Source organism: Nibrella viscosa (assembly GCF_039541875.1).
GTDB classification, from domain to species: Bacteria; Bacteroidota; Bacteroidia; order Cytophagales; family Spirosomataceae; genus Nibrella; species Nibrella viscosa.
Genome location: NZ_BAABHB010000026.1, coordinates 1 through 21,238, shown reverse-complemented (window position 1 = coordinate 21,238; position 21,238 = coordinate 1). Strand labels below are relative to the sequence as shown.

General features: G+C 57.0%; 3 protein-coding genes. All 3 read right to left on the bottom strand.

The annotated features are described in order from the left end of the window. Window positions 1-1,319, bottom strand: a 1,319-nt coding sequence (locus tag ABD931_RS28705; RefSeq protein ID WP_345271549.1) for an Ig-like domain-containing protein, incomplete at its 3' end; no start/stop codon positions are given. Window positions 1,320-1,393: 74 nt separating this feature from the next. After that, window positions 1,394-16,348: an Ig-like domain-containing protein gene (locus tag ABD931_RS28700; RefSeq protein ID WP_345271548.1), complete on the bottom strand. Its 14,955-nt coding sequence runs from the start codon at window positions 16,346-16,348 to the stop codon at window positions 1,394-1,396. A gap of 408 nt (window positions 16,349-16,756) precedes the next feature. Then, window positions 16,757-21,238: Ig-like domain-containing protein (locus ABD931_RS28695; protein ID WP_345271546.1), on the bottom strand; the 4,482-nt coding region annotated here is incomplete at its 5' end.

The following is a 21,238-nucleotide window of genomic DNA, read 5'->3' as shown; positions in this document are numbered from 1 at the left end:
GTGCTGGCCGGGCCTCCGTTGCGGGTATCGTTGGCCAGAATGGGAATGTTCACTGCTGTACCCGCTGTGGTGGTGGCATTGTCCGGATTAGCGACCGTGCTGGTGGGTGGTGTCACCGGCACCACCGTCACGCTCACTACCGCGGAAGCACACTGCACCGGTGTGGCAATCGAACAGATGGTATAGGTGAACGAAACTGGGCCGCTGAAACCGGGAGCCGGCGTAAACGTTACTGTACCATTGGCATTCACCACCGCCGTGCCATTGGCAGGCGCTCCGGTGATAGTTGGTGTCACATTGGTGGTGCTGGCCGGGCCTCCGTTGCGGGTATCGTTGGCCAGAATGGGAATGTTCACTGCTGTACCCGCTGTGGTGGTGGCATTGTCCGGATTAGCGACCGTGCTGGTGGGTGGTGTCACCGGCACCACCGTTACGTTCACTACCGCGGAAGCACACTGCACCGGTGTGGCAATCGAACAGATGGTGTAGGTGAACGAAACTGGGCCGCTGAAACCCGGTGCCGGTGTAAAGTTTACGGTACCATTGGGGTTCACCACCGCCGTGCCGCTGGCAGGTGGTCCCGTAATACTGGCTGTTACGTTTGTAGTGCTGGCTGGACCGCCATTAAAAAAGTCATTTGTCAAAATAGGAATCACCACCAGCGTTCCCGCAGTGGTGGTAGCGTTATCGGGAGTAGCCACGACACCAGGCAAGCAGTTAGCCGCCGGTCCCGTAATATTCACAAACTGCTCCAGAGGAACAACGTTTCCCCCTGCCGGCTGCCCTGAGCGCGAGTAGAAACTATTGCCAACGTTCAGCGAAAAACGCTGGTCGGCAGCGGCTATAAAAGGATCAGTGGGGGGTAGAGGACTGATGGGTCCAAAACAGCCATTTCCGGCAAATGAAAACAGGGCTACCGGTGTACCAGACTGAAAGGAGCCGTAATCCGTTTCGGATGGACTCTTGCCAATAACATAATAGGCAAAAGCCGGGTCGAGTCCGGTACCACTGAAATCCTGGTTTGGCTGACCCGGTCCTAATTTCAATGGGTTCTTCTCCCAGGTACCCCGTATATCCTGGATGTCCTGGACCACAAACTGGGCGGGCACTTTCAGGGTATACTGGGCTGTACCTCCCCGTTCTGTTGTGCCTGTGTTATTGGCATTGGGTACGTTGTAATTGGGAATGACAAACGCAGTGTACCGGTTACTAGTCGCATCATAGGTCACCCGATAGTTGACCGTGTTAGGCGACAACTGCTGGCTATACCCAATCCAGCTGGTCAACAATAATCCCAGCCAAAGTGCTAAACGTAACATGTGCTTCATTGTTATCCTGTTTTAAGAATTAGGTAGAGCAGGAGGTGGGACCAACCGGCCCTACCCTTGCTCTATCAAGGTATTTGTTCACGTATTCTAAAGAACGGCTGCACCAGCGTATTACCAGGATGGTTTTTGATAACATTCTGGTAAATGAACTCAACATCATTACCCGTACCCTGGAATATCACCTCTCCATTCATATTAATGTCACCAGTGAAGTACCCACGCAATTTATAGAAAGGTGTGTTAAATACGTTGCCTGGCGCATTAATAACTTGCTGATATATAACATTTATGTCGTTTTCTGTGCCCTGGTAGGTGACAAACTCGTGCGGTATTGACGGCAGGTTCTCTCGTAGTGAATTTCCAGCCCACAGCGCACGGCCCTGTTCAACTACCACCTGCGCCTGATCCAGCGCCGTGTTACTGAACGTAAAGGTCGGCATCGATGCTCTGCGGAAGTCAACTACCGTACCCGTAGTGGTCAGCGGGATAGCCGTCTGCGTCATCGCTCCCAGGTGGTTACGGTGCTTCACCACCACGTAATAATTAGCTGCCGTTGCGCTGTTAAACCGTACCGACGATACGCCATCCAGGTCTACAATGTCGCCATCGCGCTGGATTAGTGCCGAGCGGCTATCGACAACCTGCGTCGGATCGGACGGACTGCGCAGTTCAACAAACACCCAGTCGACAATCGCATTCGGACCGGTTACGCTGAACACCGACGGATTCACTGTACCCGTAACGGTCAGCGCGGTAAAGCCGTTGGCTGGCGTATACGGGCTTGTAGTCGGCAGAAGCCCTTTAACGCGCAGATCGTCGCGCATCAGTGTATCCGGCAGGAATACCCCAAAGAGAGACCCTTGCAGGTAAGCTTTTGCCAGCAGCGTTACCTGACCCTGAGCTACACTGATCACTACACGTGCCGTGTCGCACAGCGAGGTATTCACCCGATCGCAGATCTGGTAGACCAGTGTGTCGTTACCACCGAAGCCAGTACGCGGAGTATAGATGATTGAGCCATTAGCCGTCACTATTGCCGTACCGTTCAGCGGCTGCCGGATCACTACCGGCCCGGTGACGTTGGTCGTGCTGGCCGGCTGGTTATTCCGGTCCTGGTCATTCAGCAGCACCGGAATGGTAACCGGAGTCTGGAAGCCGGTCGAAGCAAAGTCCGGATTGGCTCTCGGAGCAGCACTGCCCACATTAATGACTACCAGTGCCGTATCGCACAAAGCAGTGTTGATCTGGTCGCAGATGCGGTAGATCAGGGTATCTGCACCGGCAAAGCCTGTATTCGGCGTGTAGGTCAGCGTACCATTGGCATTGATAACACCCGTACCGTTATTGAACTGATCGACAATCACCGGAGTTGTTACGGTGGCGGCCGGCGATCCGGTCAGACTGGCCGGGAACCCGCCACGACCTAAGTCATTTAGCAGGATGGGCACCGTGACCGGTGTGTTCAGCGTGGTGGTATAGTTGTCGCGGTTCGCCACCGGAGCTGCACTTCCCACATTGATAACAACCAGAGCCGTATCGCACAGGGTCTGATTCACCTGGTCGCAAATCCGGTAGATGAGTTGGTCGGTGCCGGCAAAGCCGGGATTCGGTGTGTAGGTGATGCTGCCCGTAGAATTAACCCGTGCCGTACCATTAATTGGTTGCTGGGTGATGAGCGGCAGTGTCACCGTAGTCAGACTGGCCGGTCGGTTAGCGCGGTCGGTGTCGTTGAGCAGCACCGGTATGGTTACCTCCTGCTGGAACGTAGTCGTGGCATTATCCCGGTTGGCTACCGGTGGTGCCGACGGTACGTTGATAATGATCCTGGCCGTATCACATACACTCGGACTAATGGTCGAGCAGATGCGGTACACCAGTGTATCACTACCGGCAAAACCTACTGCCGGGGTATACGTGATGGTCCCGTCCGGATTCGCTATTGCCGTACCGTTGGCTGGGCCAGACACTACCACCGGCGGTGTTACGTTGGCGGCCGGCGGTCCGGTCAGATTAGCCGGCTGGCCGTTACCTGCCAAATCATTCAACAGAACACTGACAGTCACTGGTTGACCTAATGCCCCTGCTACCACATCCTGCGTAGCCCTTGGGGCAGGGGCGTTGCTGACATTGATTCGTACAATAGCGGTGTCACACTTACTTGGGTCAACTGCATCACAAATGCGGTAGATGAAGGCATCGTTACCGGTGAAGGTATCATTAGGATCATAGGTAATGGTCCCATTGGCATTCACCACCACCGTACCATTCGTCGGCGGGAACGTAACTACCGGTAAGGTTATATTCGCGGCCGGCGGTCCGGTCAACGAAGCCGGAGCACCCGTACGACTCAGGTCATTAGCCAGTACATTCAGGGCCAGCGTCTGGTTGAAGCCCAGCGTATAGCTGTCGGGATTGGCCACCGGTGGTGCCGACTGAACGCTGATAATCACGCGTGCCGTATCGCATAGACTCCGGTTCACCACATCACAAATCTGGTATACCAGCGTATCGAGCCCGGCAAAGCCGGTGGCCGGTCGGTAGCTCAGCGTGCCATTGGCATTAATGGTTGCTGTGCCGTTGGTGGGCTGGGCCAGAATGGTCGGTGCCGTTACGTTGGCGGCCGGCGGTCCGGTCAGGTTGGCCGGAGCGCCCGTACGGCTCTGATCGTTGGCCAGAATACCAAAGGTAATCGTTGTGTTGAAGGCCGTAGTAATGATGTCCGGATTCGCCCTTGGCGCACCACTACCTACCCCGATGACCACCAGCGCCGTATCACACAACGCCTGATTAACCCGGTCGCAGATCCGATAGATTAAGGTGTCGCTGCCGGCAAAGCCTGTATTTGGTGTGTAGGTCAGCGTACCATTGGCGTTGATAACACCCGTACCATTATTAAACTGGTCTACAATCACCGGCGTGGTCACATTCGCGGCCGGCGGACCGGTCAGCGAAGCCGGTGCCCCTCCTCTGCCAGTATCATTCAGCAGGATTGGTACGGTAACCGGCTGGTTGAATGCCGTGGTGTAATTGTCACGGTTCGCTACCGGAGCCGTACTGCCTACATTTACGATTACCAGCGCCGAATCACACAGGAGTGGATTGACCCGATCACAGATGCGGTAGAACAGGGTATCACTGCCGGCGAAGCCTGCATTGGGTGTGTAGGTAATGGAGCCGGTGCTATTGACGATGGCAGTACCATTACTAGGCGGACCTACAATAATTGGCGCGGTCACATTTGTCAGATTCGCGGGCCGGCCTGCTTTATCGGTATCATTCAGCAGTACCGGTATAGTGACAGCCTGCTGGAAGTTTGTCGTAACCACATCCCGGTTTGCCACCGGCGGTGCCGATGGTATGTTGAATATAATCCGGGTTGTGTCACAAACATTCGGACTGATAACAGAGCAGATCCGGTACACTAACGTATCGCTACCCGCAAAGCCCAGCGCCGGTCTGTAGGTGACGGTGCCGTCGGGATTCACCACCGCCGTGCCGTTAGCCGGACCGGAGACAACTACCGGCGGTGTCACATTGGTAAGGCTGGCGGGCTGACCATTGCCTGCCAGGTCATTACTCAGGGCATTCACCGTCAGCGGCTCCCCGAAGACACCCGTCACAACATCCTGCGTAGCCCGTGGGGCTGGTGCGTTGCTCACGTTGATCCGGACAATAGCCGTATCACATAGACTCGTATTCACCACATCACAGATGCGGTAGATGAAGCTATCATTACCTGTGAAGGTATCATTGGGATCATAGGTGATGGTACCATTGGCATTCACTACCACCGTACCGCCCGTTGGTTGGGTGACAATGGTGGGTACAGTCACACTGGTTAGACTCGCCGGCGCCCCCGTGCGGCTGAGGTCATTGGCCAGCACGTTCAGCGCCAGCGTCTGGTTGAAGCCCAGCATGTAGCTGTCGGGATTGGCCACCGGCGGGGCGCTGCCTACGTTGAAGGTCAGCCTGGCCGTGTCACACAAGCTGGTATTGACCCGGTCACAAATCTGGTAGACCAGCAATGTGCTACCGGCAAAGCCTGGGGCTGGTGTGAAGGTGATACTGCCATCCGGGTTGACCACGGCGGTGCCGTTGGCAGGCTGGGCCAGAATTACCGGAGCCGTTACGCTGCTCAGACTGGCCGGTATGCTGCCCGTGCGGTCGGCATCGTTAGCCAGCACGTTGACGGTTGTAGGCTGATTGAAGGTAACCGCTACTACATCCGGATTAGCTCTTGGAGCCGCACTACCGGTAGTAACGACCACCAGCGCGGTATCACACAGGGCCTGATTCACCCGGTCACAGATGCGGTAGATGAACTGGTCGGCGCCGGCAAAGCTGAAGTTGGGCGTATAAGTGATGGTACCATCAACATTCACCACCACACTGCCATTGGAGGGCTGGCTCACCAACACCGGAGCGGTGACATTGGTCAGACTGGCGGGGCCTCCCCGGTCGGTGTCGTTCAACAGCACCGGTATCTGAATAGCCGTATTCAGCGCCGTGGTGTAGTTGTCCCGGTTCGCTACCGGTGCCTGACTGCCTACATTCACCACCACCAGCGCTGAGTCACACAACAAGGTGTTCACCCGGTCACAGATGCGGTAGAACAACGTGTCACTACCGGCAAAACCGGCATTGGGCGTGTAGGTGATGCTACCCGTGCTGTTCACCCGTGCCGTACCGTTGCTGGGCGGTCCAACAATAATGGGCAGCGTAACTGTGGTCAGACTAGCCGGTCGGTTTGCCCGGTCGGTGTCATTCAGCAAAATCGGTATGGTTACCGACTGCTGGAAAGCTGTGGTGGCAATGTCCAGATTCGCCGTAGGCGGTGCCGACTGCACGTTGATGATAATTCGGGCCGTAGAACACACATTCGGACTTATCGTCGAACATATCTGATAGACTAACGTATCCGATCCGGCAAAACCTGGGGCCGGGGTAAACGTCAGCGTCCCATCCGGATTTATCGTAGCCGTGCCATTTGCCGGTCCGGAGATTAGCACCGGAGCCGTTACGTTGGTCAGGTTAGCGGGTTGCCCGTTACCAGCCAAGTCATTACCCAACAGGTTTATCGTAATAGATTGGCCGAATGAACCGGCAACTACATCCTGTGTCGCGGTTGGTGCCGGTGCATTACCTACATTAATACGTACCAGGGCCGTGTCGCAGCGGGTCGGGTCAACCACATCACAGATTTGATACACAAACTGGTCGTTACCCGTGAAGGTATCATTTGGATTATAGGTGATGCTGCCATTCGGATTAATGGTTACCACTCCATTATTAGGGCCACTTAGTACCACCGGCAGAGTCACATTGGTCAGCGAAGCCGGAGCCCCTGTACGGCTGAGGTCATTAGCCAGTACATTCAGCGCCAGCGTCTGGTTGAAGCCCAGCGTGTAGCTGTCGGGATTGGCCACCGGCGGTCCCGACTGTACCCGAATCACTACCCGTGCCGTGTCGCACAGGCTGGTGTTCACCCGATCACAGATCTGGTAGATTAAGGTATCATTACCGGCGAAACCAGTTACCGGCGTAAAGGTGATGGTGCCGTTAGCATTGACCACGGCCGTACCACTGGCTGGCTGGCTGAGAATTATCGGAACCGTTACCGTAGCCAGGGTAGCCGGTACGGTGCCGTTGCGGTCAGAATCATTGTTCAGCACATTTATCGTCAACGGATTATTAAACGTCGTCGTGACCAAATCCGGATTGGCTCTTGGCGCTGCGCTACCGGTAGTAATAACTACCAGGGCGGTGTCGCATAATGCCTGGTTCACCCGATCGCAGATGCGGTAGATGAACTGGTCGGCTCCGGCAAAGCCGAAGTTGGGCGTATAGGTGATGGTACCATCGGCATTCACCACCACACTGCCGTTGGTGGGCTGGCTCACCAGCACCGGTGCCGTTACATTGGTCAGGCTGGCGGGGCCTCCCCGGTCGGTGTCGTTCAGCAGCACCGGTATCTGTACGGCCATATTCAGCGCCGTGGTGTAGTTATCCCGGTTCGCTACCGGTGCCTGACTGCCTACATTCACCACCACCAGCGCCGAATCGCACAACAAGGTGTTCACCCGGTCACAGATGCGGTAGAACAACGTGTCACTACCGGCAAAACCGGCATTGGGCGTGTAGGTGATGCTACCCGTGCTGTTCACCCGTGCTGTACCGTTGCCGGGTGGACCTACAATGATGGGCAAAGTTACCGTGCTCAGACTAGCCGGTCGGTTTGCCCGGTCGGTGTCGTTGAGCAGTATCGGTATGGTTACCGGTTGCTGGAAAGCTGTGGTGGCAACGTCCAGATTCGCCGTAGGCGGAGCCGAGGGTACGTTGATGATGATGCGGGCCGTGTCACACACACTGGGACTGATCACCGAGCAGATGCGGTAGACCAGCGTGTCCGGACCCGCAAAGCCCAAAGCCGGCGTAAAGGTCAGCGTCCCATCAGGGTTGATGGTGGCCGTGCCGTTGGCCGGACCACTCACCACTACCGGTAAGGTGACGTTGGTGAGGCTGGCGGGCTGCCCGTTGCCGGCCAGGTCATTGCCCAGCAGACTCACTGTCACCGTCTGGCCAAAGCTGCCCACTACCACATCCGTGTTTGCCGTTGGGGCCGGGGCGTTGCCGACATTGATGCGCACGATAGCTGTATCGCACAGGCTGGTGTTGACCACATCACAGATGCGGTAGATGAAGGCATCGCTACCCGTGAAGGTGTCATTGGGATCATAGGTGATGGTGCCATTGGCATTCACTACCACGGTGCCATTAGCGGGTTGAGCGGTGATCGTGGGCAGGGTCACATTGGCCACTCCGGTCAGGCTGGCCGGCGCACCCGTGCGGCTGAGGTCATTGGCCAGCACCGCCAAAGCCAGCGTCTGGTTAAAGCCCAGCGTGTAGCTGTCGGGATTGGCCACCGGCGGGGCACTGCCCACGTTGAAGGTCACCCGGGCCGTGTCGCACAAGGCCGTGTTCACCCGGTCACAGATTTGATACACCAGCGTGGTGCTGCCCGCAAAACCGGTGGCCGGCGTGAAGGTGATACTGCCGTTGGCGTTCACCGCGGCTGTGCCGCTGGTGGGCTGCACCAGAATCACCGGAGCAGTGACGCTGGTCAGACTGGCGGGTATGCTACCGGTGCGGTCGGCATCATTGGCCAGCACATTCACCGTAGTGGGCTGGTTGAAATTTACAGTTACCAGGTCTGGATTGGCTCTCGGTGCTGCACTGCCTACATTCACCACTACCAGGGCGGTGTCGCATAATGCCTGGTTCACCCGGTCGCAGATGCGGTAGATGAACTGGTCGGCGCCGGCAAAAGCATTGAATGGTGTATAGGTGATGGTACCATTGGCATTCACGGTTACGGCTCCATCTGTGGGTTGCGTAACAATTACCGGAGCGGTAACATTGGTCAGACTGGCGGGGCCTCCCCGGTCGGTGTCGTTCAGCAGCACCGGTATCTGTACGGCCGTATTCAGCGCCGTGGTGTAGTTGTCCCGATTGGCCACTGGTGCCTGACTGCCTACATTCACCACCACCAGCGCCGAATCGCACAACAAGGTGTTCACCCGGTCACAGATGCGGTAGAACAGGGTGTCACTACCGGCAAAACCCGCATTGGGCGTGTAGGTGATGCTACCCGTGCTGTTCACCCGTGCTGTACCGTTGCCGGGTGGACCTACAATGATGGGCAAAGTTACCGTGCTCAGACTAGCCGGTCGGTTTGCCCGGTCGGTGTCGTTGAGCAGTATCGGTATGGTCACCGCCTGCTGGAAAGCTGTGGTGGCAACGTCCAGATTCGCCGTAGGCGGGGCCGAGGGTACGTTGATGATGATGCGGGCCGTGTCACACACACTGGGGCTGATCACCGAGCAGATGCGGTAGACCAGCGTGTCCGGACCCGCAAAGCCCAAAGCCGGCGTAAAGGTCAGCGTCCCATCAGGGTTGATGGTGGCCGTGCCGTTAGCCGGACCACTCACCACTACCGGTAAGGTGACGTTGGTGAGGCTGGCGGGCTGCCCGTTGCCGGCCAGGTCATTGCCCAGCAGACTCACTGTCACCGTCTGGCCAAAGCTGCCCACTACCACATCCGTGTTTGCCGTTGGGGCCGGGGCGTTGCCGACATTGATGCGCACGATAGCTGTATCGCACAGGCTGGTGTTGACCACATCACAGATGCGGTAGATGAAGGCATCGCTACCCGTGAAGGTGTCATTGGGATCATAGGTGATGGTGCCATTGGCATTCACCACCACGGTGCCATTAGCAGGTTGAGCGGTGATCGTGGGCAGGGTCACATTGGCCACTCCGGTCAGGCTGGCCGGCGCACCCGTGCGACTGAGGTCATTGGCCAGCACCGCCAACGCCAGCGTCTGGTTGAAGCCCAGCGTGTAACTGTCGGGATTGGCCACCGGCGGGGCACTGCCCACGTTGAAGGTCACCCGGGCCGTGTCGCACAAGGCCGTGTTCACCCGGTCACAGATTTGATACACCAGCGTGGTGCTGCCCGCAAAGCCCACAGCCGGCGTGAAGCTGATGCTGCCGTTGGCATTGACCACGGCCGTGCCGTTGGCGGGCTGGGCCAGGATCACCGGGGTAGTCACCGTAGCCAGTGTGGCCGGTACGGTGCCGTTGCGGTCGGCATCATTGGCCAGCACGTTCACCGTCACCGGCTGGTTGAAGTTTACAGTTACCAGGTCTGGGTTGGCTCTCGGTGCTGCACTGCCTACATTCACCACTACCAGGGCGGTGTCGCATAAACTGGTGTTGACTCTATCACAGATGCGGTAGATGAACTGGTCGGCCCCGGCAAAGCCGAAGTTGGGCGTATAGGTGATGGTACCATTGGCATTGACCACCACACTGCCGTTGGTGGGCTGGCTCATTAACACCGGAGCGGTTACATTGGTCAGACTGGCGGGGCCTCCCCGGTCGGTGTCGTTCAACAGCACCGGTATCTGAATAGCCGTATTCAGCGCCGTGGTGTAGTTGTCCCGATTGGCCACTGGTGCCTGACTGCCTACATTCACCACCACCAGCGCCGAATCGCACAGCAGCGGATTCACCCGGTCGCAGATGCGGTAGAACAACGTGTCACTACCGGCAAAACCGGCATTGGGCGTGTAGGTGATGCTGCCCGTGCTGTTCACCCGTGCTGTACCGTTGCCGGGCGGACCCACAATGATGGGCAGCGTAACTGTGGTCAGACTAGCCGGTCGGTTTGCCCGGTCGGTGTCGTTGAGCAGTATCGGTATGGTCACCGCCTGCTGGAAAGCTGTGGTGGCAATGTCCAGATTCGCCGTAGGCGGGGCCGAGGGTACGTTGATGATGATGCGGGCCGTGTCACACACACTGGGACTGATCACCGAGCAGATGCGGTAGACCAGCGTGTCCGGACCCGCAAAGCCCACAGCCGGCGTAAACGTCAGCGTCCCATCAGGGTTGATGGTGGCCGTGCCGTTGGCCGGACCACTCACCAGCACCGGTAAGGTGACGTTGGTGAGGCTGGCGGGCTGCCCGTTGCCGGCCAGGTCATTGCCCAGCAGACTCACCGTCACCGTCTGGCCAAAGCTGCCCACCACCACATCCGTGTTTGCCGTTGGGGCCGGGGCGTTGCCGACATTGATGCGCACGATAGCTGTATCGCACAGGCTGGTGTTAACCACATCACAGATGCGGTAGATGAAGGCATCGCTACCCGTGAAGGTGTCATTGGGATCATAGGTGATGGTGCCATTGGCATTCACTACCACCGTACCACCCGTTGGCTGGGTCACAATCGTGGGCAGGGTCACATTGGCCACTCCGGTCAGGCTGGCCGGTGCACCCGTGCGGCTGAGGTCATTGGCCAGCACCGCCAAAGCCAGCGTCTGGTTGAAGCCCAGCGTGTAGCTGTCGGGATTGGCCACCGGCGGGGCACTGCCCACACTGAAGGTCACCAGGGCCGTGTCGCACAAGGCCGTGTTCACCCGGTCACAGATTTGATACACCAGCGTGGTGCTGCCCGCAAAGCCCACAGCCGGCGTGAAGCTGATGCTGCCGTTGGCATTGACCACGGCCGTGCCGTTGGCGGGCTGGGCCAGGATCACCGGGGTAGTCACCGTAGCCAGTGTGGCCGGTACGGTGCCGTTGCGGTCGGCATCATTGGCCAGCACGTTCACCGTCACCGGCTGGTTGAAGTTTACAGTTACCAGGTCTGGGTTGGCTCTCGGTGCTGCACTGCCTACATTCACCACTACCAGGGCGGTGTCGCATAAACTGGTGTTGACTCTATCACAGATGCGGTAGATGAACTGGTCGGCCCCGGCAAAGCCGAAGTTGGGCGTATAGGTGATGGTGCCATTAGCGTTCACCACCGTACTACCGTTGGTGGGCTGGCTCACCAGCACCGGAGCGGTGACATTGGTCAGGCTGGCGGGGCCTCCCCGGTCGGTATCATTCAACAGCACCGGTATCTGCACGGCCGTATTCAGGGCCGTGGTGTAGTTGTCCCGATTGGCTACCGGTGCCTGACTGCCTACGTTAATCACCACCAGCGCCGAATCACACAGCAGCGGATTCACCCGGTCACAGATGCGGTAGAACAACGTGTCACTACCGGCAAAACCCGCATTGGGTGTGTAGGTAATCGAACCCGTTGAGTTTACTATTGCCGTACCATTGCCGGGCGGACCCACAATGATGGGCAGGGTGACGGTAGTCAGGTTAGCCGGTCGGTTTGCCCGGTCAGTATCGTTGACCAGCACCGGCACGGTCACCGCCTGCTGGAAAGCGGTTGAAACCACATCTAAATTAGCCGTAGGCGGTGCCGAAGGTACCCTGAATACCACCTGCGCGGTGGCACACACATTCGGGCTGATGGTCGAACAAATCTGATACGTCAGCGTATCATTGCCGGCAAAGCCAAAGGCTGGCGTATAGGTAACCGTACCGTCTGGATTGATAACGGCTGTGCCGTTGCTAGGTCCTGAGACCGCCACCGGAGCCGTCACATTGGTCAGATTAGCAGGTTGCCCATTCCCCGCCAAGTCGTTAGCCAGCAGGCTCACCGTTACGGGCTGACCAAAGCTGCCCGTCACCACATCATTGATAGGCTGCGGTGCGGGTGCATTCCCTACGGTAATGCGTACGATTGCCGTATCGCACTGGGTGGGGTCCACCCGGTCACAGATGCGGTAAATAAAGGCATCGTTACCCGTAAAGGTATCATTGGGATCATAGGTGATCGTGCCGTCAGCATTGACCACCAGAGTACCTCCTGTAGGCTGCGTCACAATCGTGGGCAGGGTCACATTGGTCAGGTCGGCGGGTGCGCCATTGCGGTCCTGGTCATTAGCCAGCACCGCCAGGGTCAATGTCTGGTTAAAGCCTAAGGTGTAGCTGTCAGGGTTCGCTACTGCCGGCCGGCTTCCCACCCGAATTACAACCCTGGCGGTATCGCACAGGCTGGTGTTCACCCGGTCACAAATCTGATACACCAGGGTATCTAAGCCGGCAAAACCGGTAGCAGGCGTAAAACTGATGGTGCCGTTGGCATTCACCACGGCGGTACCATTAGTCGGTTGCGCCAGAATGGTTGGAGTGGTAACGGTTGTAAGTGTAGCCGGAATGGTGCCGTTCCGATCGGAATCATTAGCCAGCACATTAATTGCAAGAGATGTATTAAACGCTGTAGTAACTAAATCCGGATTCGCCCTCGGAGCCGCACTACCCACGTTCACCACCACCAGGGCGGTGTCACATAAACTGGTGTTGACTCTATCACAGATGCGGTAGATGAACTGGTCGGCCCCGGCAAACCCAAAGTTAGGGGTGTAGGTAATCGTACCATCGGCATTGACTACTACCGTACCTCCGCCGGGTTGCGCCACCAGCACCGGAAGGGTTACATTGGTTAAACTGGCCGGCTGATTCCCCCGTGCCTGGTCGTTGAGCAGCACCGGTATCTGAATAGCCGTATTCAGCGCCGTGGTGTAATTATCCCGATTGGCTACCGGCGCTACTGTCCCGACATTAAATACGACGAGAGCCGAATCGCACAATAATGTGTTCACCGGATCGCAGATACGATAAAATAAGGTATCGTTTCCGGCAAAACCGGCATTGGGCGTGTAGGTGATGGTTCCGGTACTGTTTACCACTGCTGTACCGTTGCTGGGTGGACCTACAATGATGGGGGCCGTCACGTTGGTCAGGCTAGCCGGTCTGCCTGCCCGGTCGGTGTCGTTGAGCAGTATCGGGACGGTCACCGGCTGCTGGAACAGGGTTGTTACATTATCCCGGTTTGCCGTTGGTGGCGCAGAGGGCACCCTGAATATCACCTGTGCCGTGGCACAGACACTCGGACTGATGGTCGAGCAAATCTGATACGTCAGCGTATCGTTGCCGGCAAAGCCAAAGGCTGGCGTGTAGGTAACCGTACCGTCTGGATTGATAACGGCTGTGCCATTGTTGGGTTGAGCCACAATAGTGGGTGCCGTTACGTTGGTCAGATTAGCAGGCTGACCATTACCCGCCAGATCATTGTTCAGCAGACTCACCGTTACGGGCTGACCAAAGCTACCTGTCACCACATCATTGATGGGCTGCGGTGCGGGTGCATTCCCTACATTGATGCGCACCAGCGCCGTGTCACAGAGACTCGTGTTGACCACATCACAGATCTGATAGACAAAACTATCATTGCCCGTGAAGGTATCATTGGGATTATAGGTGATGGTACCATCGGCATTCACCAACAGCGTACCTCCTGTTGGCTGAGTAACAATCGTGGGCAGGGTCACATTGGCCACTCCGCTCACACTGGCCGGCGCACCCGTGCGGCTGAGGTCATTGACCAGCACCGCCAAAGCCAGCGTCTGGTTGAAGCCCAGCGTGTAACTGTCCGGATTGGCTACCGGGGGCGCACTGCCTACGTTGAAGCGCACCAGGGCCGTGTCACACAAGGCCGTGTTCACCCGGTCACAGATTTGATATATCAGCGTAGTCGTGCCCGCGAAGCCAGGTGTAGGTGTAAACGTAATGCTACCATTCGCATTCACCACAGCGCTACCATTGGCCGGCTGCGCCAGAATAGTGGGAGTCGTAACATTGGTTAACGTAGCGGGTATGGTGCCGTTCCGATCCTGGTCATTGGCCAGCACGTTTACAGTAGCAGGCTGGTTGAAGGTCACTGTAGCCACATCCGGGTTTGCAACCGGAGCGGCACTGGTTACGTTGACAACGACCAGGGCCGTATCGCAGAGGTTGGTGTTGACCACATCGCAGATACGGTAGATGAACTGGTCGGTGCCCGCAAACCCGGCATTCGGCGTGTAGGTAATTACGCCGTTAGCGTTCACTATCACGCTACCGTTCGTTGGTTGTGTGCTGACAACCGGCGCAGTAACATTGGTGGTATTGGCCGGTTGCCCTGCCCGGTTTACGTCATTCAGTAAAACAGGGATCTGCACGGCTGTGTTCAGGGCAGTCGTATAATTATCGCGGTTGGCCGTTGGGGCAGCACTGCCTACATTGATAACAACCAGTGCCGAATCACATAGCAGCGGGTTCACTCGGTCGCAGATACGGTAAAATAAGGTATCGCTACCGGCAAAACCGGCGTTAGGGGTATATGTGAGCGTACCGGTGCTGTTAATAACGGCAGTACCATTCCTCGGCAGGCCGACAATAATGGGGGCGGTAACGTTGGTTAATGCAGCAGGTCGCCCGGCCCGGTCAGTATCATTAGAGAGTATAACAATGGTCACCGGCTGCTGAAAGGCCGTGGTGGCATTGTCCCGGTTGGCCGTCGGCGGAGCGGATGGTATCGTCACTACAACCAGGGCGGTCGAGCAGATGGTGGTGGTAATTGTCGAGCAAATCTGATACGCCAGCGTATCCGTACCGGCAAAGCCGAAAGCCGGGGTATAGGTAATACTGCCGTCGGGATTGATAACGGCCGTGCCACTGCTGGGCAGACGGACAATAAGCGGGGTGGTGACGTTGGTTAACGAAGCGGGCTGCCCATTCCCGCCCAGGTCATTGGCAAAAATATTGATGGTTGTGGGCTGCCCCAATACGCCCGTAACTACATCCTGCCTAGCAACCGGAGCCGGGGGCGGCACCACCGTAATCCGCACCAGGGCGGTATCGCATAAAGTTGGGTCTGTATCGTAACAGATGCGGTAGATATAGCTGTCATTGCCCGTAAATCCGGCATTTGAGCGATAGGTAATCGAGCCGTTCGCATTTACGACGGCAGTCCCGTTCGTAGGTTGCTGTGTAATAACGGGAGCAGAGACGTTGGTCAGCGAAGCCGGCTGTCCGTTACGGGTGTCGTTAGCCAGTACATTAGTAGTTACGGCTATTGTCGAGATTGTCGTGGTACTCTCGGGATTGGCTATTACACTTCGGCAATCGGCCGCCGGCCCCGTAATATTGACAAACTGCTCCAGAGGTACTACGTTACCGCCCGCCGGCTGACCCGAACGTGAATAGAAGCTATTAGCCACGTTAAATGCGTATTGCTGGTCGGCGGCATTAATAAATGGATCATTGGGCGGCAGAGGATTGATGGGACCAAAACAGCCGTTTCCCCGGAAGCTGAACAGCGCCACCGGCTGGCCGGCCTGAAACGGTCCGTAGTCTGATTCGTTAGAGCTTTTACCAATGACATAATAGTTAAAGGCCGGGTCCAGGTTAAACCCGGTGTAGTTCTGACCTGGCTGGCCCGGACCTAACTTCAGCGGGTTCTTTTCCCAGGTTCCCCGGATGTCCTGAATGTCCTGGATAAAAAATTGAGCGGGTACTTTCAGCGTGTATTGCGCTGTACTTCCCCGCTCGGTAGAGCCGGGATTATTAGCATTAGGTACGTTATAGTTGGGTATTACAAACGCCGTATAACGATTAGTCAACGGGTTATAGGTAACCTGGTAGTTGACGGTGTTGGGGGATATAAGCAGCTGACTATAGCCAACATGGCTTGCCAACAAAATACTTACCGATAATAGCGAAAAGAAGAAGTGTTTCATTGAAAAACTTTTTTAACATCAGCTAATAGTCGCAGAAGAAATATGTATAGTCACACTTCAAACCTGCATATTGGCAAGAAGTGTACCAAGCGGATAAGTCATACAAAATATTCAATCATATTGAGTTCCGACCCCTTTTCAGCCCACCGACAAACCTTCATTTAATCCAAAAAACATTTGGATCTGAAAGAAATTGTCTCCTTTATGTACAATTTACACAGCCGCTATCATTGCATATTGACGAAATTCGGTCGGGTTGTTCTTTATGTGGTTCAACAAATTTCGACTAGTCAGGAAAGGCTAATTATCCCAGAATTTGGCTGGCTCTCTCTTCTATCATAAAAAATGCCAAACTTTTTAGTCTGGTATAATCAGCAGCGGGAGACACGCCCCCGCTACTGATACTCACTACGGTATTTGTTCACGGATAACAAAGAACGGCTGACGAAGCACATTGCCTGGGTGGTTCTTGATGACGTTCTGGTAAATGAACTCGACATCGTTACCCGTACCCTGGAAGATTACCTCCCCGTTCATATTAATATCCCCGTTGTAGTACCCTCTCAACCGGTAAAACGGCGTCACAAAAATATTACCCGGCGCGTTGATCACCTGCTGGTAAAGCACGTTGACATCGTTGTTGGTACCCTGATTGATCACGAAGTTGTGCGGTATACCCGGATCATTGTCGTACAGCGCATTACCAGCCCACAGCGCCACGCCCTGTTCAACCACTACCTGAGCCTGATTAATGGTCACCTGCGTATAGCTGGTGGTGCCCGTGTAGGTGTAGGTCGGCGTTGAGGTACGACGGAAGTCAACTACCGTGCCGGTCGTGCTTAGCGGTATAGCCGTCTGGGTCATCACACCCAGATGGTTGCGGTGCTTCACCACCACGTAGTAGCTGGCCGCTGTTGCACTGTTAAACCGTACCGGCGATACGCCATCCAGATCAACAATATCCCCATCGCGCTGAATCAGGGCCGAGCGACTATCAACTACCTGCGTCGGATTGGCCGGATTCCGCAGTTCGACAAACACCCAGTCAACGATCGCGTTCGGACCGGTTACGCTGAACACCGACGGATTCACGTTACCCGTCATGGTCACAGCCGTAAATCCGTTCGCCGACATGTACGGGCTGCTCGTCGGCAGGAAGCCTCGGGCACGCAGATCATCGCGCATCAGCGTATCCGGCAGGAACACACCAAACAGTGCTCCCTGGAGATAAGCTCTGGCCCGGAGGGCTACCTGACCCTGTGCCACATTGATTACCACGCGGGCCGTATCGCACAGGCTGGTGTTGACCCGATCACAGATTTGGTACACTAAGGTGTCTCCTCCTCCGAAGTTGACACCTGGTGTGTATGTAATGGTACCATCAGCATTCACTACCGCCGTACCATTAGCCGGTTGCCGGATGAGGAGCGGAGCCGTCACCGAAGTCAGACTGGCCGGTTGGCTATTGCGATCCTGGTCATTGAGCAGCACCGGTATTGTCACGGATTGCCCAAAGCCCGTTGTTGCAAAGTCTGCATGTGCATTCGGAGCCGAACTACCTACATTCACCACCACCAGCGCTGTATCACAAAGAACTGGGTTTACCCGGTCACAGATGCGATAAATCAGACTATCTGTTCCGGCAAAGCCGAAGTTCGGTATGTAGGTAATGGTGCCGTCGGCGTTCACGGTAACAGTACCGCTATTCGGTTGATCCACAATGACCGGTACCGTTACGTTGGTTAATGAAGCAGGTAAACCTCCCCGACCCTGGTCATTCAAGAGTACCGGTATCTGCACAGATGCGTTGAACGCTGTGGTGTAATTATCCCGATTCGCTACCGGTGCCTGACTGCCTACTGTAAATACCACCAGCGCCGAATCGCACAACAAGGTGTTCACCCGATCACAGATGCGGTAAATCAGCGTGTCACTGCCTGCAAAGCCGGCGTTCGGGGTATACGTGATCGTACCTGTGCTGTTCACCACCGCCTTACCGTTATTCGGCTGATCCACGATAAGTGGTGCGGTTACCGTCGTCAGATTGGCTGGCAAGCCTCCCCGTGCGCCATCATTCAGCAGCACCGGCACGGTCACCGCCTGCTGGAAGGTGGTCGTAGCATCATCGCGGTTGGCTGTCGGCGGGGCCGAGGATACGTTGATAACTACTCTGGCCGTGTCACAGACGCTGGGACTGATCACCGAGCAGATGCGGTAGACCAGCGTGTCACTGCCGGCAAAGCCCAGAGCCGGTGTGTAGGTCAGCGTACCATCGGGGTTCACCACGGCCGTGCCGTTAGCCGGACCACTCACCACTACCGGAGCCGTCACGTTGGCGGCCGGCGGTCCGGTGAGGCTGGCGGGCTGGCCGTTACCTGCCAGGTCATTGTTCAGCACAGCTATGGTCACGGGCTGACCCAGCACACCTGTCACTACATCGGCATTGGCCACCGGTGCCGGAGCATTACCCACGTTGATGCGCACCAGCGCTGTATCGCACAGGCTGGTATTGACCACATCACATATCTGATAGACGAAGCTGTCGTTGCCCGTGAAGGTATCATTGGGATTATAGCTGATGGTGCCATCGGCATTCACCAACAGCGTACCTCCTGTTGGCTGAGTAACAATCGTGGGCAGGGTCACTGAGGTAAGTGAAGCCGGCGCACCCGTGCGGCTGAAGTCATTATTCAGCACCGCCAACGCCAGCGTCTGGTTAAAGCCCAGCGTGTAGCTGTCGGGATTGGCCACCGGCGGGGCACTGCCCACGTTGAAAGTCACCCGGGCCGTGTCACACAGCGCCGTGTTCACCCGGTCACAGATCTGGTAGACCAGCGTGGTGCTGCCCGCAAAGCCCACAGCCGGCGTGAAGGAGATACTGCCGTTGGCATTGACCACGGCCGTGCCGCTGGCGGGCTGGGCCAGGATCACCGGGGTAGTCACCGTAGCCAGTGTGGCCGGTACGGTGCCGTTGCGGTCGGCATCATTGGCCAGCACGTTCACCGTCACCGGCTGGTTGAAGGCCACCGCCACCACATCCGGGTTGGCTACTGGTGCCTGTGAGCCTACATTGACCACCACCAGGGCCGTGTCACACAAGACTGTATTCACCACATCACAGATGCGGTAGATGAACTGATCCGCCCCGGCAAAGCCGAAGGCAGGTGTGTAGGTAATCGTACCATTGGCATTCACCACCACACTGCCGTTGGTCGGCTGGCTCACCAGCACCGGAGCCGTGACGTTGATCAGGCTGGCGGGCAGCGTACCTCTGGCCTGGTCATTGAGCAGCACCGGTATCTGCACGGCCGTGTTCAGGGCCGTGGTGTAGTTGTCGCGGTTGGCGCTGGGTGCTACACTGCCCACGTTGATGACCACCAAAGCCGAATCACACAACAAGGTGTTCACCCGGTCACAGATGCGGTAGAACAACGTGTCACTGCCTGCAAAGCCGGCATTGGGTGTGTAGGTAATCGAACCTGTTGAGTTTACTATTGCTGTACCGTTGCCGGGTGGACCTACAATGATGGGCAGGGTCACCGTGCTCAGGCTGGCAGGTCGGCCTGCCCGGTCGGTGTCGTTGACCAGCACCGGCACGGTCACCGCCTGCTGGAAAGTAGTCGTGGCATTGTCGCGGTTGGCTGTCGGCGGGGCCGAGGGTACGTTGATAACTACTCTGGCCGTGTCACAGACGCTGGGACTGATCACCGAGCAGATGCGGTAGACCAGCGTGTCACTGCCGGCAAAGCCCAGAGCCGGTGTGTAGGTCAGCGTACCATCGGGGTTCACCACGGCCGTGCCGTTAGCCGGACCACTCACCACTACCGGAGCCGTCACGTTGGCGGCCGGCGGTCCGGTGAGGCTGGCGGGCTGGCCGTTACCTGCCAGGTCATTGTTCAGCACAGCTATGGTCACGGGCTGACCCAGCACGCCTGTCACTACATCGGCATTGGCCACCGGTGCCGGGGCGTTGCCCACGTTGATCCGCACCAGCGCCGTGTCACACAAACTGGTATTGACTACATCACAGATCCTGTAGACAAAGCTGTCGTTGCCCGTGAAGGTGTCATTGGGATCATAGCTGATGGTGCCATTGGTATTCACCACCACCGTGCCGCCCGTCGGCTGCGTCACAATCGTGGGCAGGGTCACATTGGCCACTCCGCTCACACTGGCCGGCGCACCCGTGCGGCTGAGGTCATTGACCAGCACCGCCAACGCCAGCGTCTGGTTGAAGCCCAGCGTGTAGCTGTCGGGGTTGGCCACCGGGGGGGCACTGCCCACGTTGAAGGTTACTCGTGCCGTGTCACACAAGGCCGTGTTCACCCGGTCACAGATCTGGTAGACCAGCGTGGTGCTGCCGGCAAAACCGGTGGCCGGCGTGAAGCTTATACTGCCGTTGACATTGACCACGGCCGTGCCGCTGGCGGGCTGAGACAGGATCACCGGGGTAGTCACCGTAGCCAGTGTGACCGGCACGGTGCCGTTGCGGTCGGCATCATTGGCCAGCACGTTCACCGTCACCGGCTGGTTGAAGGCCACCGCCACCACATCCGGGTTGGCTACCGGTGCCGCACTGCCCACATTGACCACCACCAGGGCCGTGTCACACAGGCTGGTATTTACCCGATCACAGATGCGGTAGATGAACTGATCCGCCCCGGCAAAGCCGAAGGCAGGTGTGTAGGTAATCGTACCATTGGCATTCACCACCACACTGCCGTTGGTCGGCTGGCTCACCAGCACCGGAGCCGTGACGTTGGTCAGGCTGGCGGGCAGTGTACCTCTGGCCTGGTCATTGAGCAGTACCGGTATCTGCACGGCCGTGTTCAGGGCCGTGGTGTAGTTGTCGCGGTTGGCGCTGGGTGCTACACTGCCCACGTTGATGAC

What these genes read in the sequence shown, in the direction of transcription:
- ABD931_RS28700 (WP_345271548.1), bottom strand. Translation starts at nt 16,348, where the DNA reads ATGAAACACTTCTTCTTTTCGCTATTATCGGTAAGTATTTTGTTGGCA.